The sequence below is a fragment of the Flavobacterium sp. LK-23 genome (assembly GCF_058135255.1).
On record NZ_JBYUVT010000024.1, the window covers coordinates 49,182 to 72,511 of the forward strand.

The window sequence follows — 23,330 nt, forward strand, 5'->3', positions numbered from 1 at the left end:
TATGGCAACGCTATTACAATGAATCTTATTTTTTTCTTATCAGTAAAATTAAATCGATCAATCTTGATGAATAGCCAATTTCGTTATCGTACCAGCCTACAACTTTTACCATTTTATCGATAACCGAAGTTAGCTGTGCATCAAATAAACAAGAATGTGTATTGCCAATTACATCAACCGAAACAATCGGATCTTCGGTATAATCTAATATTCCTTTTAAATTTGTCTTTGAGGCTTGTTGGAATGCTTTATTTATTTCTTCAATGCTCACGGCACGTTTTACATTGAAGGTTATGTCTGTTAATGAACCGTCTGGAACTGGGACTCTAATACCACAGCCACCCATTTTATTGTGCAATTTAGGAAAAATTTTTGTTAATGCCTTAGCTGCACCTGTAGTTGTTGGAACAATCGACTGGCTGGCACCTCTCGCACGGCGTAAATCCTTATGTGGCTGGTCATGAAGACTTTGGTCTGTCGTGAAAGAATGTATAGTGGTAATGTAAGCTTGCTCAATTCCGCACAATTCTTCGATAATTTTGATCATCGGAGCTGCATTGTTTGTTGTACAGCTTGCATTAGAAACTATATCTTCGTTTCCATCCAAAATATGTTCGTTTACACCAAGAACTACCGTTTTGATCGTGTCAACTTCTGATGGAGCCGAAAGAATTACTTTTTTTGCTCCAGCTTCCAGATGCGCATTTAATTCTTCATGCGTTTTATATTTACCTGTCGATTCAATCACAATATCAATCGAATGCGACTTCCAGTCTATGTTTGAAATGTTTTTTTCATGAAAAAAGAAAAAATGCCTTCCGTCTACAATGATACTATTTTCGTCATGAATTACTTCGGATTTCAAAACACCGTGAATACTGTCATATTTAATTAAATGCGACATGGTTTTGTTGTCTGCAATGTCATTTATAGCAACGACTTCGATTTCGGGGTGATTTAAAAGCAATCGGAATAAATTTCTTCCAATTCTTCCAAATCCATTAATAGCAATTCTTGTTTTCAATTTTTTATTTATTCGTTTAACTGTTTAATCGTTTAATCGGTTTTACAATTAAACGATTAAACGATTAAACTTTTTTATAAAATATGTTTTTGCGCTTTATAGGAAGAACGAACAAGAGGTCCGCTCTCGACATGTCTGAAACCTAATTCAAGACCAAATTTTTCATATCTGGCAAATTGTTCGGGTGTAATAAATTCTTTTACAGGAAGATGTTTTTTACTTGGCTGTAAATACTGTCCAATTGTAACCACATCAACATTTGCATTTCTCAAATCGGTCATAGTCTGGAAAACTTCTTCTTCAGTTTCTCCAAGACCAAGCATAATTCCAGATTTTGTTCTGTTGATTCCTTTTTCTTTCAGATAACGAAGCACTTCTAAACTTCTGTCATATTTAGCTTGAATACGAACTTCGCGAGTCAAACGTCGTACAGTTTCCATGTTATGAGAAACAACTTCAGGATTTGCTTCTACAATACGATCAAGGTTTCTTTCAATTCCTTGAAAATCTGGGATCAAAGTTTCAAGAGTAGTTTGAGGATTCATTCTTCTAATGGCTCTCACGGTTTCCATCCAAATAATAGAACCACCGTCTTTAATATCGTCTCTATCAACGCTTGTGATTACAGCATGTTTGATATTCATGATTTTAATAGAACGAGCTACTTTTTCAGGCTCATCCCAATCTACCGTTTCTGGTCTGCCTGTTTTTACACCGCAAAAACCGCAAGAACGCGTACAAACATTTCCTAAAATCATGAAAGTTGCTGTTCCTTCGCCCCAGCACTCTCCCATGTTGGGACAGCTTCCAGAAGTACAAATGGTATTTAAACTATATTTATCAACTAAACCTCTAAGTTCAGTATATTTTTGTCCGATAGGTAATTTTACTTTTAACCACTTTGGTTTTGTGGTTTGTATATTTTCAGTGACTGTTTCCATATATCAATGTTCAAAGTGCAAAGATACGGAATGTAGTTTATTTTGAGATGTTTATTTGCTTTTCCTTTGCTTTTTCGAATATGCTTTTTCAAAATTTTATGCTTATGCCTTAATCTATTGCAAATTTGTCTTTTTGGGATACTATAAAGAAAAAACGGGGGATAATTTTACCCTATATTTTAAAAGATTAAGAACATGAAAAAGAAATTTGTTGTATTAGGAGTTTTAGTTGCAATCTTAGGTCTTACTAAAATGAATGCACAGGAGGGCTCAGATAAGAAAGAATTATCGCTTTTAGATAAAACTATGTTAGGCTTTACTTTTAGTGACGCCGATGCAGTAGCTATGGCTCAAAAAGGGATTACAGAACTAGATGCAAATAATCCGGTGGCTGAAGCGACAGATGGTTATGCAATTCGATTAAATCGCTTATTTGGAAAACATTCTTCTAGTGAGGGCGTTACTTTGAATTATAAAGTTTATTTAGTAAAAGACATAAATGCTTTTGCTTGTGCGGATGGAAGTGTTCGTGTATTTGCAGGTTTAATGAATATTATGGACGATAATGAATTACTGGCAATTATTGGGCATGAAATTGGCCATGTGGTAAATCATGATAGTAAAAATGGGATTAAAGCATTTTATAAAAAAGAAGCTTTATTGCATGCAGCGGCATCACAGTCGGATATTGTATCTACTATTTCAAAATCTGAATATGGAAAATTAGGAAGTGCAATGATTGATAGTGGGCATAATAGAAAACAAGAGTCTAAAGCAGATTCTTTTGCTTACGATTTTATGAAAAAAAATGGTTACGATGTTAACGCTGTGGAGTCATCTTTTAGAATTCTACAAAAAATAAGTGAAGGAGCAGACTCATCTTTTATTTCAAGAATGCAGAGTTCTCATCCAGATCCAGGAAAAAGGGCTGATGAAGCCAAAAAAAGAGCAATAAAAGATGGTTTATATCATGTTTATGAGCAACAGAAAATTGTCAATACAGCTCCAGTAACTGCTACAAAAAAGACAACCACAGCAACAAAAAAAACAAGTGCAGCAAAAAAGAAATAAGTTATGCATTATTCAAAACTGGTAAATCTAAAGAGTTTGCCGGTTTTTTTCTTTTTAGAATAGTAGCAAAATCGACTGTCTATTGATTATCAGCTCATAAAAATGTTATATCTTTATTTGTTGAAAAACAAGTTTTGTATGAAATTAAAATAGCATTTTGTTATGCTACATTTGTTGTTAAATTGTAATTATAAAAAAAATATGAAAAAGAAATTTATAATAGCGGGACTTTTATTTGCAGCATTTGGTTTAACTAAAATGAATGCTCAGATTAATTTTGGAGATAAGGCGATTGGAGCAGTTCAAAAAGGTGTTACAGGTTTTACTTTTAGTAATGCCGATGCTGCAAAATTATCTAAAGAAGCGGTAGATAAATTAGATGCCGAACATGAAATTGCTGGACCAACTGACGGTTACACTTTAAGATTAAATCGTGTTTTTGGAAAACATGCTTCTGGTGACGGATTTACTTTAAATTATAAAGTATATAAGTTAAAAGAAGTAAATGCTTTTGCAACTGCAGACGGAAGCGTTCGTGTATATTCAGGTTTAATGGATATTATGGATGACAATGAATTAATTGCTGTAATTGGGCATGAAATCGGACACGTAGCAAACAATGATTCGAGAGATGCTATTCGCGCGGCTTATCAAAAAGAAGCTTTAATGGATGGAGCAGCTTCTCAATCTGCAACAGTGGCGACAGTTACCGATAGTCAGCTTGGAAAAATTGGAAGCGCAATTATTGATAGTAAATATAGCCGTAAACAAGAATCTGAGGCAGATTTATTTGCTTACAATTTCATGAAAAAAAATGGTTACGATGTCAATGCTGAAGAATCTGCTTTTAGAATTTTGGCAAAAATGAGTGAAGGGTCACAAGCTTCGTTTATTGATCAAATGATGAGCTCGCATCCAGATTCTCAGAAAAGAGCAGATGAAGCTAAGAAAAGAGCAGAAAAAGACGGTTTGTACAAACCTTATGTGCAACAAAAGATTGTAAATACAGTTCCAGCAGCCACTACAACTAAAAAAGCAACAACCACTAAGAAAACTACAACCAAAAAGAAATAAGAGTTGTGTGTAATCATAAAAAACAAACCCGGCATTTTGCCGGGTTTGTTTTTTTATCCTAATACATGAAAAGCAAGAATCTTTTGCACTTCATAGACATTAACCGATTTATTAAATTGTTTTACAATACTCGGATGTTGTTCGCTTGAAATCCAGATTTTTAATTCGGCATCCAAATCAAAAGTTCCAGCTGTTTCTACACTAAAACGAGTAATGCTTTTATAGCCAATAGATTTGTATTCTGTTTTACTTCCTGTAATTCCTTGTACATCAACCAAGATTAATCTTTTGTTGGTGAAAATAAAAGTATCGCGAATAAGTTTAAAACCCATTTCGATTTCTTCATTTGCTGTCAAAAGCTGTCCGTATTTTTTAATTAAATCTTCTTGACTTACTGAACCCGCATTGCCAAGAATTGCTGAAAATATTCCCATTATTCTGTTTTAATTTAGTTAAAATGATTTCCGTTTTGAAGTAGTAAATGTAGTCGATTTTGTTATTGTTTTTGATTGGATTTAAATTTAATTATTAACGGGACTATTGTTATGGCAATTAGAAAGGACGCTATAAAAGTCACAATTAAATTTCCAATATTTAAAGCTTTTGGATTTAATGCAAATCTCATTGATATAATCGTAACGGTAAATAAAACAACAGCACTCCAATACAGTTTATTAATAGCGGTTTGCGGATAAGAAACTTTTGGGAGTTTAGAGAACGCATATAGTATAACAATAATTCCAAAAAGAGTACTTGAATGCTGCGCTATTTTCCAAAACGGAATTTCTACTCTGAATATTGATACGGTGTTTTGAAAAGCATCAAATTGATTGACAAAATAACCATGTTTATGTGTAAAGGCATCCCAGAAAAGATGAGAAAATATTCCGATTAACAAAGAGATTAGAACAATAAGCCAATTTCTTTTAAAATAAACATTCCAGTCAAAATCTGCAAAAATTAGAATTCTGTTTTTTATAAAAAATGGAAGATTTTGAAACAAGAGATTTTTAGTTAAATTATGAAAGAGAAAAGTTAGTAAAAGAGCAAAAGGTAAATCAAACCAGAAAATACCATTTAGAGTATGGCTGTAATCACTTTTAACTTTCATGCGGAGAAAATATTCGAAATCAGGAGTAAGGCTTCCGATTACTAATGCTGTTATAGAAAACCATGATTTTGGTAAATATCTTAACGGAAGAATTATTGCAGGATGCGAAAATGTAAAAGGCATTAAAGTTGAATTTTAATTAGCTAGGGTTTGATTGATGAATTAAATGTAAACAAAAAAGCAGAACCTAAGTTCTGCTTTTTCACTTTTCAAAATATTTATATTATTCGACTTCTGTTTTTATTGTGATAGGAAGGTTGTATGCAGTTCTCACTGGTTTTCCGTCTAGAATTCCTGGAACCCATTTTGTTTTCAATGATTTAAGAACTCTAATCGCTTCTTTTCCCACTCCGTAACCAGGATCATTTTTTACCATAATGTCAGTAAGCGATCCATCTTTTTCAACTACAAACGATACATACACTCTTAATGTTTTTTCTACATCAAGTTCTGGTCTGCGGAAATTGTTTCCAACATACTTGTAAAACTGCGCGATTCCACCTGGGAATTCTGGAAGCTTATCCAGAACCGCAACTGAAACAGGATCGTTGGTTGGCGGTGCAACCGAAGCAACATCTCCATTTCCTGCAGAAGAAGGCATTGCATTAATTGCAGGCCCATTTCCAGTTGTATTATTATCTGTAGCAGGTACATTTTCTGTATTTGCTGCAATATTTTCAACTGCCTCTTGTGTTCTCGTAACTACAGGATTTGTTAACTGTACCGCATCTGTTTTTGGAGCTGTACTATGTTCAACCACAGGTGCAGGCGGAGCTGGCGGTGGCGGCACAACAATTGGATCAACATGTACAATCGTTGGTTCGTAGATCTTAGGTTCTGGCTCAACTTCGACAGTTGAAGTCGTAATTTTGCTAATAAGTACCGGTGCACTTCCTAAAGCTGTTATTAACAATAAACCCATAAAGAGAGCTGTAACAGAGTTTTTGGAATTCTCCTGACGTAGCTGATAAGCGCCGTATTCTTTGTTTTTGTTCTCGAAAACAAGATCGGTCCACTTGTTTTCATAAATGCTTAATTTAGACATAATTTTTGGGTTTTAAGGTTAAGTAACTTTAAATCATACGCAAAAAAGGTTTAGGTTTGAGCTAACAACGTAAAAGTTGTAGTTTTAGTATTATGGAAATCTGTTTATTTTAAGAATAAAACGAGTAATTGTTTATTCTTTATTTAAAGATAATAAATTATCTGTTACGTTCGATAATTTCGGCTAATAATTTTTTAGCTCGTAAAAGCTTTACTTTAACGCTGCTTAGGGGTTCGTTTATCTTAACCGCAATTTCCTGATAAGACATTTCCTGAAAATAACGAAGCTGAATTACTTCTTGGTAGTGTGGTTTAAGTTCTTTGATGCATAGAAGCAGACGAGAAAGATTCTGTTCTTTAATTAAAGCATCTTCTGCAGATGGAGTAGGGTCGGCAATATTATATGCCTGTTGGTCTTCATTGTCTGTGATTTCTATAAAAAGATTGGTTTTCTTTTTTCGAAGCAAATCAATATAGACATTTTTTGCAATTGCAATAAGCCAGGTGTTAAACTGAAACTCTGAATTATAAGAAGCTATTTTGTCAAAAGCTTTGGAGAAAGTTTCTATCGTAATATCTTCTGCGGTGGTTTCGTTTTCGGTTCGTTTGAGCATAAACGAATACACCTCATTCCAATAATGATCTAATAAAAAAGTAAAGGCGATCTGATCGCCTTTTTTTGCTTTTTCTATTTTAGAATTTATTTCCAATATACGGGTTTTGAAAAGATATTAGTTATAAAGATATTAATTTGCGTTAATATAAGCGCTATCTCAACAACTGGAAACCAAATTTTAATATCTTTTTCTTTTAATTTTCCTGCTGAAAATCCAATTACGGTCCATACAACAGTATAGCGCGTTGCTAAAATTGCTAATACGGCAATCCATTGGAATTGAAATGCTAATAATACAATAACTAATAAAAAGAAAAATAATTGTGAAATGAAGAATAATCCTAATTGCATTTTATCAAAGAACTTGTAATGTTCTGCGGTAGAAATATGTCTTCTTTTCTGAGTAAACCATTCCTTGTAAGTAGTCTTAGGTTTTGAATAGGTAAAACTTTCAGGCGTATAAGAAATAGTAGTGTTTGTTTTATTTGCGGCTTGATTGATGAATAAATCGTCATCTCCAGAACGAATCTGAATGTGGTCAATAAAACCATTTACATTAAAAAACTCTTCTTTTTTGTAAGCAAGATTTCTGCCGACTCCCATATAAGGAAGTCCCATTTTTGCCCAAGAAAAATATTGTATTGCTGTTAGAACAGTTTCAAAGCGAATAATTTTGTTTAAAAACGAACGCTCTACTTTTTCATAACCTCCATATCCTAAAACGATTGTTTTGTTCATCGTAAAATGAGAAGTCATAGAGGTAATCCAGTCTTTTGAACTTGGGAAACAATCTGCATCTGTAAAAAGTAAATAATCTTTCTTTGCCGCTTTTATTCCAAGCGTTAAAGCGTATTTTTTATTTCCCCAGAAAGCCTCATTATTTTCGACTTTTACCAAACGGATATTAGAGAATTCTTTTTCAAATTCTTCAAAAACTTCAAGAGTTTCATCGCTAGAGGCATCGTCGATTAAGACAATTTCAAAATCTGGATAATCTTGCTGTGCCAAAATCGGAACGTATTTTTTTACATTCTCTTCTTCGTTTTTAGCACAAACGATTACAGAAACTGGAAGATTTTTAGGCTTAATTTGCTGTGGCTTAGCAAAAGCAAATTTCCCAAAGACTCCTAAATAATAAAATAATTGAACTACGACAATAGCAATAAAAAAGTAAAATATGTATATAAGCATCTGATTTATTTGATTCTATTAATTTTCACGTTCTGCGACTGCAAATGTACTTATCAATTCGATAATTTCAATAGCTAAAGCAGATTTACTTTCGGCATTTTGACATTTCTTTTGCAACAGCAATAGACTGAGGGTTTTCGGTTTTTTCCAATTCCGAAATTATGTTTTTGTAATTATGATCGTCGCGGTTTTGGGAGAGTTTTTTTGTGGCTTGAATTTCGTCAATTTCGATTTCAAAACCAAAAATCCCTCTGGCTTCGCGCATTGTTTTTTCAGATAAATCTTCAACTCGTACTGGATTATTAGAATTTACTTCGTATTTGTCGACCAGTTTTTTCAGTTGTTCTACAGAAGTTTCGTAATCTACAATTTTGATTCTTCCGTAAGCATGTACAGCTATGTAATTCCAAGTTGGCACATTTTCGTGATCGTACCAAGAAGAAGAAATGTAACTGTGCGGACCTGTAAAAATGGCCAAAATCTGATCATTTTCTCTGAAGCCTTCAGCTTGCGGATTCAGTTTTGAAATATGTCCTTGCAAGATTTCTTTTCCGTCAGCATTCATTTCCAATTCTATCGGAATATGAGTTGCGCATAATTTTCCGTTGGTCTGATTAATCAGGATTCCAAAACTGTTTTCTTTCAAAAAAGCTCTGATTTCCTCAGGATTTTCATTTTTGTATAAATTGGGTGTATACATCTTTATTTTGTTTTATGTCAGAGAATTTAAGGAAGTATTTTAATGATTTAATGATCAGTCTCTTCTTTTTTTAAATTAAATAATTTCGAATTGACGCTAAAGTAAATAATAGCAACGCCAATAAGTGTAAAAATAATTCCTTCGATTAAGCATTGTGTAGCAAAATCATCTGAAAGCAAAACTCTAAGTGGTCGAAAAATATGTGAAAATATTTCTCTTCTAAAAAACTTTAGTCTTAAAAGAATGTATAAAGCTATTGCTAGTAGAATGGTATTGATAGACGAAAGTTTACTTTTCCAATTTAGAAAGGCAACATAGAAAATTCCAATTAATAAACCGAAAAATATCCAAATGTAGATACTTGGCCAGAAATTTAGAACATCTTTATTTGTAGGGAATAATGAATCCCAGTTTTCTGATTTCTGAAATTGAAATTGATTTTTTATGCAAATAACTTTTTCGGCGGCCGTATATAATCGCAATTGGTAAATGCCGTTAATTAGGAAGATCATTCCTAAGAATTGAATAAGAAGAATTCCTAAATTTAGTTTTTTCATTAAAAAATTTGAATTAATGAAGTTTTCAAATCACATTTACTTCTGCCTCAATTTGAATGCCGAATTTTTCAAAAACGGTTTTCTGAACTTCTTTTGAAACAGCTAAAATTTCCTGTCCTGTTGCGTTTCCGTAATTTACTAAAACTAAAGCTTGGTTTTTATGAACTCCAGCATCTCCAAAACGTTTTCCTTTAAACCCAGCTTGTTCAATAAGCCAGCCGGCAGGAACTTTTACTTCGGTTTCTGAAACTTCGTAAAATTTCATTTCTGGGAATTTTTGGTGGATTTTCTCAAAATCAGATTTCAATAAAATCGGATTTTTGAAGAAACTTCCGCTGTTTCCTAGTTCTTTTGGATCTGGCAATTTACTCTGTCTAATAGCGATTACAGCATTACTCACATCTTTTAATGTTGGTTCTGTAATGTTATTTTTGGCTAATTCAGCCAAAATATCTCCGTAAGAGGTGTTGATTTTATGATTGCGTTTGGTCAATTTAAAAATAACCGAAGTAATAATATATTGGTCTTTTACTTCATGTTTGAAAATGCTTTCGCGGTAGCCAAAATTACATTCAGCATTGTTGAAAGTTCTCATTTCCTGAGTTTCAATATTCATGGCTTCGCAAGAAACGAAAGTGTCTTTAATCTCCGTTCCGTAAGCGCCAATATTCTGAACTGGTGTTGTACCGACATTTCCAGGAATAAGAGACATATTTTCTAATCCGCCAAAATTATTATCGATTGTATAAAGTACGAAATCGTGCCAAGTTTCACCGGCCTGACTTTCAACCCAAACAAAATCGTCGTCTTCTTTAATTGTTTTTTTGCCTTTTAAATCAATATGAATAACTAAAGCGTCAATGTCTTTTGTCAAAAGCATATTGCTTCCGCCTCCTAAAATGAATTTTTTCTCGTTTTTGTTTGCTTCTAAAACTGTTTTTAATTCAGCAATAGAGTGAACGGCAACAAATTGTTTGGCATTGGCTTCAATGCCGAAAGTATTATATTTTTTTAAAGAAAAATTGGATTGGATTTCCATAAATAAAAGGCTTTTTAATATGAGTCAAAAGTAAGGATTATAATTTATTTGTGGTTGTATTTTACCGCAAAGGCACAAAGTTTACGCAAAGTTCGCTAAGCTTTGCGTTCTTGGCGTAAATCTTAGCGAACTTTGCGTTTAAATATCACGCAGATTAATCAATTCATGATACTTCTGCGAAATAACCTTCATATTAATATAATAATTTGCATTTTCCTCCACAAATTTTCTATTTCGAGTAATCGCTTCGTTTCGCAATTCGGGATTTTCAAAAGACAAGATTAATTCATTGGCTAACATTTCAGTGTCGTCAATTGTAATTAATTGCCCGTTTTCTCGATGCGTAATCCAGCTTTGGTTTCCTGGAATATCTGATACTATAGGATAACAATTGCATGCCATTGCTTCAAATAAAGAGGCAGAAACGCCTTCAGTAGTAGGCATGCTGATGTAAACATTGGATTGCTGCAGTAATTTTGGAAGTTCTGTATTCGGGATTCTTCCTGTAAAAATCACTTTATTTTCGATTTGCAGCTCTCTCGCCAAATCTTTTAAATATTGCAGTCTTGTTCCATCGCCAACAATCGTCAAAGAAAAATCAATTCCTTTTTGGCTTAAGATTCCGAAAGCTTTTAAAATAGAATCGTGTCGGTATTCTGGCTGAAGCGAGCGCGTAACAATTGCTTCAATTTTGTTAGAATGATTTGTTGAAGGTGTAAAAAGAGATAAATCAATTCCTTTAGGAAGAACCAAAACTTTGTTCATGTCAACACCAGTTGCTTTCATGTGAACTGCCATTACTGGTCCCCAAGCGTGAATTAAATGTGCTTTTTTGAAAGCATATTTTTGTATGAATTTCTTAAAAGGATACAATTTAGATTCTTCAGGCCATAAATCGGTTCGTCCTTGCTGTGCGATTGCAATGGTTTTAGAGCCAGAAATCGCTGCAAGAAAACCATAACTAGTGGTTCTTTCAGCAATTACCATGTCTGGTTTTTCTTTTCTGATTGTTTTTCGAATAGAAAGAGGAGAGAAGAAATACTCTAAAATGCGTTTGAATCTATGGTTGTTAGAAGTTTGAAGTTCCCAAGTAATAATTTCAAAATCACCAAATTCTTTTAGGCCTTTCATCCAAGTGATGGCATCAGCGCGATAAGATTCTCCAAGAAAAAGTATTTTCCTTTTCATTCTGTTGTTGTTTTTTGCCACAGATTAAAAAGATTAAAATGATTTTGCAATTGCGAAAAATTAATCTGTGAGAATCTGTGAAATCTGTGGCAAATAAAACTAAAATTCTTCAGTATCCAAAGCGCGGTTGATGAATTCGTTTAGTGGTTTTAAAGCAATCAATTTTTGGCTCATTTTTTTTACGAAATCTTTTTCCGTCACCTCAGAAACATTATAAACCTGAGTTGCGGTGAAACTTTTTAATTTTAAAAACTCAATTGCAGGATGGTCTTTTTCGTAACCGCGAGGCATGCTTTTAAGTGAATTGTTTTCGTTGATGTCTAAACTTCCAAATTCTTTCTTGAAGTTTTTTTCGTTTAAAATTTCCTGTAAATCTTCGTAGAAAAAAGCGATTTCTTTACGGACTTTCTTTAAGTCTTCCGCTTCAGGCGAATAAAATCCGCCAGCAATAAAACTCGCACCTTTTTCTATATGAACATAATATCCGGCACGATTTGCGCCTTTTGCACCAGCTGACATCCAAACGCCTAAATGTGCTTTATAAGGAGATTTGTCTTTAGAAAAACGAATGTCACGGTTTATTCTGAAAGTGCAGTTTTTAACTTCCAATAATTCCAATGAAGGATCGAGCGGTTTCATGGCATCCAGAAAATCACTTACCAATTGATGGTAATCTTTCTTAAAAACTTCATATCGTTTTTTATTTTCCTGAAACCATTCGCGGTTATTGTTCTTTTTTAAATCGTCTAAAAATTGCAATGATTCTTTCGTTAGCATATTCTGTGTTTTTTGATTGCAGTTACTTTTTTTCTAATTCGTTTTTTTAGTTTGTCACTAATTGCACGAATTTACACGAATTTATTTTCTTATTTTGCCACGGATTAAAAGATTTACACAGATTGAATCATTTTAATCCTTGCAATCTGTGGCAAAAATAATTCGCGTAAATTCGTGTAATTCGTGGTAAAAAAACTTTACAAATTGAATATCTTATAAGTCTGATGTGTCGATTTTACAATCGCTTCGGTTCTTTCTGGATGCGTATCCGAAATAAAAAGCTGTCCAAAGGTTTCACTGTTTACCATTTCTACAATTTTGGCTACACGCGTTTCGTCCAGTTTATCAAAAATATCATCAAACAAAAGAATGGGCTTTACACCGCTTTGTTTTTTCAAAAACTCGAATTGCGCCAATTTTAAAGAAATTAGAAAAGATTTCTGCTGACCTTGAGATCCGAATTTTTTTATCGGATGCAAATCAATTTCAAAAGACAAATCATCTTTATGGATTCCAACAGAGGTATAATGTAGCGCGCGATCTTTATTGATGTTTTCCTGCAAAAGTGTTAAAAGATCTTTTTCGAACAAATGACTTTCGTAAACCAATTGCACACTTTCTTCAGATCCCGTTATTGCCTGATGGTGTCTATTAAATATAGGTATAAACTGTTCTAGGAAATCTTTTCGTTTTTCAAAAATCGATTTTCCGTAGCCTTGTAACTGTTCGTTATATATAGATAAGGTATCATTGTCAAAAACATGATTCAATGCGAAATATTTTAAAAGTGCATTTCGCTGTGTGAGTACCTTTTGATATTGTATTAATTCGTGTAGATAAGTAACGTCTAATTGCGAAATCACACTGTCCATAAATTTACGGCGCGTTTCGCTTCCTTCAACGATCAAATCTCTATCTGCGGGCGAAATAATAACTAACGGAATAAAACCAATATGATCGGAGAATTTGTCGTAAGGTTTTCCATTTCGCTTTAGAACTTTTTTCTGTCCTTTTTTTAAACTGCAAACAATCTTCTCGGTTCTTTCATTTTTTTCGAGTTCTGCATCAATGACAAAAAACTCTTCGCCATGTTTGATGTTTTGAACAGCAAGCGGATTAAAATAACTTTTTCCGTATGCCAAATGATAAATAGCATCGAGCACATTAGTTTTTCCAATGCCATTTTTTCCAACAAAACAGTTTATTTTGATGTCAAAATCAAAACTTGCTTCAGAAAAGTTCTTGTAATTAAATAATGAGATTTTGTTTAAATGCATTTGTAAGGACTCCAAGTGTAATATTTACGGCTTTTGAGCAGTAAAAATTTGAGGCTGCAAATTACCGAAAATTATCGATATAATTGGCTTTAGCCCTTTCTTAGGCTTATTTATTTTACCGCTTTTGCGAAAGCATGACTGAATCATGAAAATATTTCTTTTAAAATAGTGATAAAATTGAAATTTTTTACCTCAGTTTCAATAAAAATTTTATTTTTGCCGTTCACTAAATAAATTTTAAATGGCAACTTACAATAAAAGAGGATATAAGACACCAAAAGAAAAGGAAGTAAAAGAAGTGGTTACTGAAGAGCAACAAGTAGTTATTGACGAAAAAGACAGCACAACAGCTGGAGTTTTCTCAAAATTAGACGAAACAGCTTCAAGAACTGAGGATTGGGTGGCTAAAAATCAAAAAATCATTATTGGTTTAGTTGCTGGTATCGCGGTTGCTACAATTGGATATTTGGCTTACCAAAAATTTATAGCAACTCCGAAACAAGAAGAGGCTGCAAGTGAAATGTTTGTTGCGCAACAAAACTTTGAAAAAGCTGTAAACGGCGTTTCTAGCGATTCATTATTCAAATTATCATTAAACGGTTCTGAAGGTAAATTCGGATTTATTAAAATCGCTGACGAATATTCTGGAACTGACGCTGGAAATTTAGCAAATTATTATGCTGGTATCGCTTACTTAAATACTGGTAAATTTGATGAGGCAATTAAATATTTAGGTGAATTCAAATCAGAAGATGTAGTTTTAAGCGCTTTAGCTAAAGGTGCTACAGGAGATGCTTATTCTCAAAAAAATCAGCAAAAAGAAGCTTTAGATTTTTATGTGAAAGCTGCTGAGTCTAACAAAAACGATTTTACAACACCTCGTTTCTTGTTAAAAGCTGGAAAAACTGCTTTAGCTTTAGGACAAAAAGAAGATGCTTTGAAATACTTTAATGATATTAAAGATAATTACGATAATACTCCAGAAGCAGCGTCTGTTGATGCTTTGATTGGATTAGCACAATAAAAATTTTAGACTTTAGATTTTAGATTGTAGATTTGTAGTTACGAATCTAAATTCTAAAATCAAAAATCTAAAATATTACAGATGGCTACTGAAAATAAAAATCTATCAGAATACGATAAAAACACAATCCCAAACGCGAAAGACTTTCGGTTTGGGATTGTTGTTTCTGAATGGAATGACACTATAACAGAAGGACTTTATAATGGTGCTTTTGATGCTTTGGTTGATTGCGATGTTCCTGCCCAACAAATTATCCGTTGGAATGTTCCAGGAAGTTTTGAGCTAATCTACGGCGCTAAAAAAATGCTTCAGACACAAAATGTTGATGCAGTTATCGTAATTGGATGCGTAATTCAAGGAGAAACTAAGCATTTTGATTTTGTTTGTGAAGGCGTTACGCAAGGAATCAAAGATTTGAATGTTCAAACTGATGTTCCGGTTATTTTCTGTGTTTTAACAGATAATAATATGCAACAATCTATTGACAGAAGTGGAGGAGTTCACGGAAACAAAGGAACTGAAGCGGCAATTGCAGCAATAAAAATGGCTTATATTCGTCAGCAGGCTTCAATAGCTCACGTCTATAATCAGCCATTGTTAGCTTCGGGAGCCATTCAAATTGAAGATTCTCCGAAAAAAATAGAAAACGAATAAGCACGTTTGTTTTAAAAATATTAAAACCTATACTGTTAAAGTATAGGTTTTTTTATGCTTTTTTTGTGATTGTATTAGGTCGCATCGAATTTGGAATTATATTATATTTGAGTTGATATCAAATTTTGGAATTATGAAAAGACCTTCACTTCTTATTTTATTATTGTTATTTTCTGAGGTTATTTTGGCTCAAAATAAAATCAATCAAAGTTTAAAAATAGAATTGGATTCGATTATGAAATCAGATCAGATTCTTAGAGAATATCTAGATTCTGAAACAACAGAAATTAGAAAAAAAGAAATTTTAAAGGAAATCGGTAGGCAGGACGACAATAATTTCAAAAATAATATATGGATGTATATGAATGCGCAGGATTCTGTCAATATGAAGAAGATTGAAAAAATTATTCTGGATTATGGTTATCCCGGGAAAAGCTTAGTAGGCGAACCAACAAATGAATCGGCATGGTATGTTATTCAGCATAGTAAAGAAATATCAAAATATTTGCCTTTGATTGAAGCTGCGGCTAAAAAAGGAGAAATTGCGTTTACTCGTTTTGCAATGATGGAAGATCGTTATCTGACTCAGCAAGGTAAAGAGCAGATTTATGGAACTCAAGGACAAGGGAAATTAATTACAAATAAACAGACCGGAAAGAAAGAATTTTTTAATTACGTTTCTCCAATTCAAAATCCAAAAAAAGTTAATAAACTGCGAAAAGAAGCTGGTTTTACTACAACAGTTGAGGAAAATGCAAAGCGAATGGGGATTGAATATAAAGTTTATACACTTGATGAAATTGCAAAAATGAATTAATATAAATTGCAATTCTTCTGTTTTGTAGACTGTTGTAGTTTTTGTTTTTTTTATGATTATTCTTATTCTAAAAGCCAATCAAAATTCACTAAATTTGTACTTCTTGGTTTATAAAAAACCTAATCTAAACTTTAAAATTATTTTTGCTTAATGTCGAGTATTATTCAATTGCTTCCTGATCACGTTGCTAACCAAATTGCTGCTGGAGAAGTGGTTCAAAGACCAGCTTCAGTTGTAAAAGAATTGTTAGAAAATGCTGTTGACGCCAAAGCAACTGATATCAAATTAATTATAAAAGATGCTGGTAAATCGCTAGTTCAGGTAATTGATAATGGTGTAGGAATGACCGTTACAGATGCCCGTTTGTGTTTTGCCCGTCATGCTACTTCCAAAATCCGCCAGGCAGAAGACTTGTTTTCGCTTGGAACAAAAGGTTTCCGTGGAGAGGCTTTGGCTTCTATCGCAGCGATTGCCCACATGGAAATGAAAACCAAACAAGATCAGGATGAACTGGGAACGCACATTGTAATTGAGGGAAGTAAATTTGTTTCGCAAGAAGTGGCTGTTTTGCCAAAAGGAACTTCATTTGCGGTTAAAAACTTGTTTTTTAATATTCCAGCTCGCCGTAATTTCTTAAAGTCCGATACGGTTGAATTTCGTCACGTGATGGATGAGTTCCAGCGTGTAGCATTGGCACATCCAAATATTCATTTTAGTTTTTACCATAACGGAAGTGAGATGTACAATCTTCCGGCAGCAGGATATCGTCAGCGAATTGTTGGTATTATGTCTGGAAAAACTAATGAAAAATTGGTTCCCGTAAATGAAGATACCGAAATTATAAACGTTCAAGGTTTTGTATGTAAACCTGAATTTGCTAAGAAAAATAGAGGAGAACAGTTCTTTTTTGTAAACGATCGATTTATAAAAAGCAGTTTCTTACATCATGCAGTAATGTCTGCATACGACGGATTGCTGAAAGATGGTTCTCAGCCAAGTTATTTCTTGTATCTGCAGGTTCCGCCAAATACAATTGATATCAATATACATCCAACTAAAACGGAAATTAAGTTTGATGACGAGCAAGCCTTGTATGCTATTTTAAGAGCGTCCATCAAGCACAGCTTAGGACAGTTTAATGTTGCTCCAGTTTTAGATTTTGATCGGGATGCTAATTTAGATACACCATACCATTATAAAAATGTCGAGGCAGAAGTGCCTACGATTCAGGTGGATGGAACTTTTAATCCGTTTACTGATGATAAAACCAATCAGCATTATAGTAAAGCTGCTTCGGGATCATCAGGATATAGTTCGGGGTCTTCTTTTTCATCTTCGTCGGGATCATCTTCTTCTGGTACATCGTATTCGGGTTATTCCAAAAGGGTAGAACCAACCACAAGCTGGGAAAGTTTATATGTTGGTTTAGATATCGAAAATCCAGAAAGTATAGAAAGTTCGCCATTCACATTCGAAAATGAAGAAGTGACTTCTTCTTTGTTTAATGATGAAGATGTAGAACAAGCTACTCAGAAAACGTATCAAATTCATAAAAAATATATCGTTTCGCCAATAAAATCAGGAATGATTATTGTAGATCAGCAGCGTGCGCATCAGCGAATTTTGTACGAACAATTTTTGCTGAATATGACCGTTAATCAAGCTTCGAGCCAACAGTTGCTTTTTCCTTTAGATTTGTTTTATTCGGCATCTGAAATGGAATTAATTGAAGAATTAAAACCTTCTTTAGAAACTACTGGATTTGTTTTTGACGAAAGCAAAACCGATCATGTTGTAATTTCTGGAATCCCTGTAAATATTACAGAAAGTGAAGTCTCGCAGGTAATTGAACAACTATTAAGTGATTTGCAAGACGGAATCCCGGCAAATAGTTACAGTCAGAACGATACAATTGCCAAGTCAATGGCCAAAAGTTTAGCGGTTAAAACAGGATCTTATTTAACCGAAAAAGAACAAGATAATTTGGTAAACGGATTGTTTGCTTGTAAAGATCCTAATATTTCACCTTTTCAAAAACCTACCTTCATTACCATGCGTGTTGAAGATATAGATAAAAAGTTTGCTTTATGATGAATATGACTCCAGTAGTTAAACAACTGCTTATTATTAATATTATATTTTTTATTGGTTCTCAGTTAGTGCCAATGTCTTACGAGTATTTTGCGATGTTCTTTCCAGAAAATCCAAGTTTCCGAGTATGGCAGCCTATTACACATATGTTTATGCATGGCGGGATTATGCATATTGCGTTTAATATGTTTGCATTGGTTTCTTTTGGATCTGCTTTAGAGCATTTTTGGGGAGGTAAAAAGTTTTTATTTTTTTACATCTCTTGTGGTTTAGGTTCAGCATTGCTTCATACAGCGGTAAATTATTACTTTTTTGAGGATACAATTAATGTATTGACAGCAAACGGATTTCATAAAGCGGATATCTTAAATATTTTAAGTCAGGGAAAAATCGATACGAGATGGCAAAGCTTAGTAAGTTCAGCTCAATTTGACGGATTTACAAGTGCTTACATTGGAACTGTTGTTGGGGCATCCGGTGCTATTTACGGTTTGCTGACTGCTTTTGCTTTTATGTTTCCTAATGCAGAATTGGCACTTTTGTTTATTCCAGTTCCAATCAAAGCTAAATACTTTGTTCCTGGGCTTTTATTAATGGATTTGTTTTTAGGTGTTAAAGGTACTTCTCTGTTTGGGGGTGGCGGTACAGGTATAGCGCATTTTGCCCACGTTGGAGGTGCAATTACTGGTTTTTTAATGATGTGGTACTGGAAAAAAAATCAGTTTAATAACAACCGTTGGAATTAATTTTTAACTTTAAAGTACAAATTCTAAAACAAAAGAGTTTCTATGAATATTTTAGACGATTTAAAATTACAATATAGATTAGGAGGTATTGCCATGCGTGTCATGTACTGGAATATAGCATGTTTTATTGTATCGCTTATTTTCTTCTATAACTATTCAAATGGTTTTTTTAATTTTCCGAGTTGGATTGCTTTGTCTTCAGATCCTCAGGTTTTTATGTTTAAACCTTGGACTTTTTTAACGTACGCTTTCTTTCATGATGGTTTTTTGCATTTATTGTTTAATATGATGGTGCTTAATTTTGCCAGCTCTTTGTTTCTCACATATTTTACTCAAAAGCAATATTTAGGATTATATCTTTTAAGTGCTCTTTTTGCAGGAGTGGCTTTTGCATTGAGTTTTTATCTGTCTAATATTGGAGGTTCCATTGTTGGAGCATCTGCTGCCATCATGGCAATTTTGGTTGCTACAACAACTTATTCTCCGCTAATGAATGTTCGCTTGTTTCTATTTGGAAATGTAAAGCTTTGGCATATTACTGCTGTTATTATAATTTTAGATTTGATGCAGTTTCGTCTTGGAAACATGGGCGGGCATATTTCACATCTCGCTGGTGCCTTCTTCGGTTTTCTTTATATTAAATTGCTACAAAACGGTACCGATTTAAGTACTATCGTTTCTAAAACTTTAGATTTCTTTGCGAATCTCTTTAAAAAATCACCTACGACCCCATTTACTAAAGTTCATAAAAATTACAGAAAACCTACAGAAAAAACCACATCGCGAATTGTTACGAAAGATAAAACGCAGCAACAGATTGATGAGATTTTAGACAAAATAAGCCAGTCAGGATACGACTGCTTAACAAAAGAAGAAAAAGAGTTTTTATTTAAAGCTGGAAAATAAACTTGTAGGAGATAAATATGAAAAACCTTTCTTGGTTTAATAAAATAATGTTCTTTTTGAACATAGTACTGACTGTGCTTACATTTAGTGTCTATGTTTTGCCTTTTTTAGCACCTAAAAGTTTTCCGCTTTTATCGGTGCTTACTTTGTTTATGCCGGCCTTTTTTGTGGCCAATACATTGTTTTTTATCTATTGGGGAATTCAGTTTAAAAAACGTCTTATTTTGTCTGGTTTGGTTTTGCTAACAGGAATTACATTTATTAGTAAATTTTATAAGTTTTCTGGAAAAGAGTATGTGAAGGACGAAAAGGATTTTTCTGTGATGAGTTATAATGTACGTCTGTTTAATGTCTTTAAGTGGTTGGATCGTGATGATATTCCGTCCAATATTAAATCTTTTATCGACGAAAAAGATCCTGACATTTTGTGTATTCAAGAATATTCAAATTCTGCACATTTAGATTTAAAAGTATATCCGCACCGTTATATTTTTATTGATGGTAAAAAAATTAAAACGGGACAGGCTATTTTTTCTAAATTTCCTATTATAGACGAAGGAAAGATTGTTTTTCCTAAATCAGATAATAATGTTGTTTATGCTGATATTAAGCGCGGAAAAGATATTATTCGTGTCTATAATATGCACTTGCAATCCATTAAGATATCTCCAGATGTAAGCGAGATTTCTGATGATATTGATAATGTAAATCAGAAAAAATCACAGCGTATTTATGCTAGAATCAGTAAAGGATTTACACAGCAGCAAGAACAGGCTGAAATTTTTAAAGAGCATATTAAGAAATGTAATTATCCGATTATTATTTGTGGCGACATGAATAACAGTCCGTTTTCTTATGTTTATAGAAGCATTAAAGGCAAGCTAAAGGATGCCTTTGAAGAAGCGGGAGAAGGTTTTGGAGCTACTTATAAATTCAAATATTATCCTGCAAGAATTGACTATATTTTTACAGACAGTAAAATGAAAGTAAAGCAATTTGAAAGTTTCTCTGATTTCGAAAACTCAGATCATTATCCCATAATGACAAGACTTTTGGTGGAATGATTTATTAGCAGAAAGTGAAAAGTGAAAAGTAAAAAAGTTAAGACGATATGAGAATTCATAGCTCATTACTTTTAACTCATAACTCATAATTCATAATTCATAGCTTAGATGATTTTCTGTGTTTTTAGATAATCCATTGCAAACTTGCCTTCATTAAAAAGTAAATCCAAAACACTTAAATTGTTGATGAAGCCATGTTTGTCGTCAAAAACCTGAGTGTATTTTTCGAAAGAATTTGCATCTTTTTTACCATTTGCCAAATATCTGAAATCGGAAAAATCATTTACTTCATGAAAATATTCCGTTGTTTTTCCAAATTCTAATTTCATTCTAAGACATTTCGTAACAATGTCTAAAACCTCGAAGTTTAAATCCATCAAAAAATGGTGTTTTTTCTCAAAAATAGGAGCAATATCGTCTTCAAAGTACTCGAAGAACGGAGAGCTTCTATATGCCGCTTCAAGCGATTTAAAATGTTGTTTCTGCCAATCAAATTCGTTTTCGATCAAAACGTCTTTTGTTTTCTGATGTGTCGCTTTAGAATGCTTAACAGGGATATTTAATAATTGAATTCCATTAGGACTATAGATGTAAGTTCTATTTCTATTAGTTTGTTTCTGAAAATTATCTTCCATTTCAAAAGTAATGTTTTCAGATTGTGCAATTACGGCAAAATGACTGATAGATGGAAAATAAGTTGGAAGTATTAAGGAATTCATTTCGTTTTGTTTCAAGTTTAAAAGTATCAGGTTTCAAGTTGACGTAAAAACGTGAAACTTGAAACCTGATACAAAAATAACTTTTTTTTAATTATGCTTTATTTTCTCTTCTTTTTTTCCAAATAAAATCTCCTACAAAATAGATAGCTAAAAGGATTAGGAAGTATTTGAAATAAGATTGAGGCTGACCTTCACCATCTACAGTTGTAAATACTCGGCTCCAGCGAACTTTATTGATGCCTTTTCCGTTAGTATCCCAGCTCATCCAAATGAAAACTGGTTTTCCTACAATGTGATCTTCTGGAACATAACCCCAGTAACGGCTATCTTCTGAGTTATGACGGTTGTCTCCCATCATCCAGTAATAGTTTTGTTTGAAGGTATATGTTGTTGCCGGTTTTCCGTTAATTATGAATTTCGAGCCTTGCAGTTCTAATGTATTTCCTTCATAATTGGTGATGATCTCTTTATAGAATGGAAGAGACTCATTGGTTAGAGCAACTGTTTTTCCTGCCTCAGGAATGTAAATAGGTCCCATATTGTCTTGGTTCCATTTGTTGATGTGAGGGAAAATGTCGTTGTTGTCTCCTGTGTCAACTTTTCTAATTACAGCAGTAACTCCTGGAGTGTGTTTAAATCTTTCTGCTCCAGCTTCTGTTAATGCGCCTAAATAAAGAGTATCTCTTTTTTCAGTTCTAAAACCTGCTGGATCCGTAATGTCTAATTCTTTGAAAATGGTTTCAAAGTCAATAGGTGTTTTTCCGTCTAATGCTACAGCGTATGAGTATTGAGGTTTTGCTCTTTCAGGTAAAACTAGTTTTTTTCCGTTAATAAAAACATAACCGTCTTTTATTGATAAGCTGTCTCCAGGAATACCGACACATCTTTTTACATAGTTTGATTTTTTATCAATTGGCTTGATAACACCCGGTCTTCCTTTTGGTTCAAAGAAATAGTGAACTGTGTCGACTGGCCAGTTGAAGACTACAATGTCGCATCGGTTTATTTTCTGAATAGCTGGCAATCTAAAATAAGGTAATTGTGGCCAGCTTAAGTATGATTTACTTTTTGTTAAAGGAATAGAGTCATGAACCATTGGTAATGCAACAGTTGTCATTGGAACTCGAGGGCCGTAGTTTAATTTGCTTACAAATAAGAAATCACCAATCAATAAAGATTTTTCTAAAGATGATGTTGGAATTGTGTAAGGCTGTACAACATAAGTATGGACTAAAGTTGCGACTATAATGGCGAACAATAAAGAGCTAACAGTATCTGCTGCTTTATTTTCAGGAGTTAATTTGCGGTCTTTATGGTACTCTAACTTTTGAGTATAATTAACAACATAGATGTAAAAACCGAATGTGAAAAGTCCTAAAATAGTGTCTAAGGTTGATTTTTTGCCAAAGGTTCTTAGTGTTTCCACCCAAATAACTGGAAACATAATCAAGTTGATAATCGGGATGAAAAGTAGTAATGTCCACCATGTTGGGCGTCCGATAATCTTCATTAAGACGATAGAATTGTATACCGGAATTGCTGCTTCCCAGCTTTTTCTTCCTGCTGCCAGATACAATTTCCATGTTCCAAGAAAATGAATAATTTGAACGGCTAAGAAAAATACGAACCAAGAGTAAAGTGTCATAATATTGTATTTTAAGTTTCAAATTCAAGTATTTAATAATCCTGAATTTTGGTC

At 33.3% G+C, this 23,330-nt stretch carries 24 protein-coding genes; 9 read left to right on the forward strand and 15 right to left on the reverse strand.

What is annotated here, in order from left to right:
* Positions 1-25: 25 nt before the first annotated feature.
* Positions 26-1,024, reverse strand: a complete 999-nt coding sequence (gap, locus tag AC3Y25_RS22375) for a type I glyceraldehyde-3-phosphate dehydrogenase (protein ID WP_427875145.1) — start codon at positions 1,022-1,024, stop codon at positions 26-28.
* Between the two features lie 74 nt (positions 1,025-1,098).
* The gene (lipA, locus tag AC3Y25_RS22380) at positions 1,099-1,965 is read right to left on the reverse strand and encodes a lipoyl synthase (RefSeq protein ID WP_202005899.1); all 867 of its coding nucleotides are present in this window, start codon (positions 1,963-1,965) and stop codon (positions 1,099-1,101) included.
* Between the two features lie 195 nt (positions 1,966-2,160).
* Here lipA and AC3Y25_RS22385 point away from each other — a divergent pair, with 195 nt between their 5' ends.
* Positions 2,161-3,036: a M48 family metalloprotease gene (locus AC3Y25_RS22385; protein WP_489904286.1), complete on the forward strand. Its 876-nt coding sequence runs from the start codon at positions 2,161-2,163 to the stop codon at positions 3,034-3,036.
* 201 nt (positions 3,037-3,237) lie between these two features.
* Complete coding sequence (locus tag AC3Y25_RS22390; RefSeq protein ID WP_427875143.1) at positions 3,238-4,110, forward strand: M48 family metalloprotease; 873 nt, start codon at positions 3,238-3,240, stop codon at positions 4,108-4,110.
* Between the two features lie 53 nt (positions 4,111-4,163).
* Here AC3Y25_RS22390 and AC3Y25_RS22395 read toward each other — a convergent pair whose 3' ends face one another.
* The 11 genes from AC3Y25_RS22395 to recF all read right to left on the reverse strand — a co-directional run bounded on the left by AC3Y25_RS22395 (position 4,164) and on the right by recF (position 13,610).
* On the reverse strand, positions 4,164-4,544 hold the full coding sequence (locus tag AC3Y25_RS22395) for a PH domain-containing protein (RefSeq protein ID WP_095929421.1): 381 nt from the start codon (positions 4,542-4,544) through the stop codon (positions 4,164-4,166).
* A gap of 62 nt (positions 4,545-4,606) precedes the next feature.
* Positions 4,607-5,344, reverse strand: a complete 738-nt coding sequence (locus AC3Y25_RS22400) for a DUF4184 family protein (RefSeq protein WP_427875142.1) — start codon at positions 5,342-5,344, stop codon at positions 4,607-4,609.
* A gap of 100 nt (positions 5,345-5,444) precedes the next feature.
* A complete protein-coding gene (locus AC3Y25_RS22405) occupies positions 5,445-6,266 on the reverse strand; it encodes an energy transducer TonB (protein ID WP_427875141.1) in 822 nt (273 codons plus the stop codon).
* A gap of 157 nt (positions 6,267-6,423) precedes the next feature.
* Complete coding sequence (locus AC3Y25_RS22410) at positions 6,424-6,975, reverse strand: RNA polymerase sigma factor (RefSeq protein ID WP_095929424.1); 552 nt, start codon at positions 6,973-6,975, stop codon at positions 6,424-6,426.
* A complete protein-coding gene (locus AC3Y25_RS22415) occupies positions 6,966-8,072 on the reverse strand; it encodes a glycosyltransferase (RefSeq protein WP_379801423.1) in 1,107 nt (368 codons plus the stop codon). Before AC3Y25_RS22415 ends, AC3Y25_RS22410 begins: the two co-directional genes overlap by 10 nt.
* Before the next feature lie 85 nt (positions 8,073-8,157).
* Entirely contained in the window at positions 8,158-8,772 is a 615-nt protein-coding gene (locus tag AC3Y25_RS22420) for an FMN-binding negative transcriptional regulator (protein WP_489904287.1), read from the reverse strand.
* 47 nt (positions 8,773-8,819) lie between these two features.
* A complete protein-coding gene (locus tag AC3Y25_RS22425; protein WP_489904288.1) occupies positions 8,820-9,329 on the reverse strand; it encodes a hypothetical protein in 510 nt (169 codons plus the stop codon).
* A 25-nt stretch (positions 9,330-9,354) separates the two neighbouring features.
* Positions 9,355-10,368, reverse strand: a complete 1,014-nt coding sequence (gene murB / locus AC3Y25_RS22430; protein ID WP_489904289.1) for a UDP-N-acetylmuramate dehydrogenase — start codon at positions 10,366-10,368, stop codon at positions 9,355-9,357.
* Positions 10,369-10,506: 138 nt separating this feature from the next.
* A complete protein-coding gene (locus AC3Y25_RS22435) occupies positions 10,507-11,556 on the reverse strand; it encodes a glycosyltransferase (protein WP_489904290.1) in 1,050 nt (349 codons plus the stop codon).
* A 99-nt stretch (positions 11,557-11,655) separates the two neighbouring features.
* Entirely contained in the window at positions 11,656-12,333 is a 678-nt protein-coding gene (locus tag AC3Y25_RS22440) for a DUF2461 domain-containing protein (protein ID WP_489904291.1), read from the reverse strand.
* Between the two features lie 197 nt (positions 12,334-12,530).
* The gene (recF, locus tag AC3Y25_RS22445; RefSeq protein ID WP_489904292.1) at positions 12,531-13,610 is read right to left on the reverse strand and encodes a DNA replication/repair protein RecF; all 1,080 of its coding nucleotides are present in this window, start codon (positions 13,608-13,610) and stop codon (positions 12,531-12,533) included.
* A 241-nt stretch (positions 13,611-13,851) separates the two neighbouring features.
* On the opposite strand from recF, the gene AC3Y25_RS22450 reads away from it, so the two are divergent.
* The 7 genes from AC3Y25_RS22450 (at position 13,852) to AC3Y25_RS22480 (ending at position 20,912) form a co-directional block, all read left to right on the forward strand.
* The gene (locus AC3Y25_RS22450) at positions 13,852-14,634 is read left to right on the forward strand and encodes a tetratricopeptide repeat protein (RefSeq protein ID WP_250837326.1); all 783 of its coding nucleotides are present in this window, start codon (positions 13,852-13,854) and stop codon (positions 14,632-14,634) included.
* A gap of 81 nt (positions 14,635-14,715) precedes the next feature.
* Positions 14,716-15,288, forward strand: coding sequence for a 6,7-dimethyl-8-ribityllumazine synthase (gene ribH, locus AC3Y25_RS22455; RefSeq protein ID WP_095929433.1), 573 nt, complete (start codon positions 14,716-14,718; stop codon positions 15,286-15,288).
* Positions 15,289-15,421: 133 nt separating this feature from the next.
* On the forward strand, positions 15,422-16,105 hold the full coding sequence (locus AC3Y25_RS22460) for a DUF6624 domain-containing protein (RefSeq protein WP_489904293.1): 684 nt from the start codon (positions 15,422-15,424) through the stop codon (positions 16,103-16,105).
* A gap of 150 nt (positions 16,106-16,255) precedes the next feature.
* Complete coding sequence (gene mutL, locus AC3Y25_RS22465) at positions 16,256-18,196, forward strand: DNA mismatch repair endonuclease MutL (protein WP_489904294.1); 1,941 nt, start codon at positions 16,256-16,258, stop codon at positions 18,194-18,196.
* Positions 18,193-18,942 (forward strand): rhomboid family intramembrane serine protease, encoded by a 750-nt coding sequence (locus AC3Y25_RS22470; RefSeq protein WP_379801432.1) that lies wholly within the window; start codon positions 18,193-18,195, stop codon positions 18,940-18,942. Before mutL ends, AC3Y25_RS22470 begins: the two co-directional genes overlap by 4 nt.
* Before the next feature lie 42 nt (positions 18,943-18,984).
* Entirely contained in the window at positions 18,985-19,848 is an 864-nt protein-coding gene (locus AC3Y25_RS22475; protein ID WP_250837323.1) for a rhomboid family protein, read from the forward strand.
* 17 nt (positions 19,849-19,865) lie between these two features.
* Positions 19,866-20,912, forward strand: coding sequence for an endonuclease/exonuclease/phosphatase family protein (locus tag AC3Y25_RS22480; RefSeq protein WP_250837322.1), 1,047 nt, complete (start codon positions 19,866-19,868; stop codon positions 20,910-20,912).
* A 104-nt stretch (positions 20,913-21,016) separates the two neighbouring features.
* On the opposite strand, the gene AC3Y25_RS22485 is transcribed toward AC3Y25_RS22480, so the two are convergent.
* Both AC3Y25_RS22485 and lepB read right to left on the reverse strand, forming a co-directional pair.
* Positions 21,017-21,631, reverse strand: coding sequence for a WbqC family protein (locus AC3Y25_RS22485; RefSeq protein WP_489904295.1), 615 nt, complete (start codon positions 21,629-21,631; stop codon positions 21,017-21,019).
* Positions 21,632-21,722: 91 nt separating this feature from the next.
* Positions 21,723-23,276, reverse strand: a complete 1,554-nt coding sequence (gene lepB / locus AC3Y25_RS22490; protein WP_427875131.1) for a signal peptidase I — start codon at positions 23,274-23,276, stop codon at positions 21,723-21,725.
* Positions 23,277-23,330: the final 54 nt, after the last annotated feature.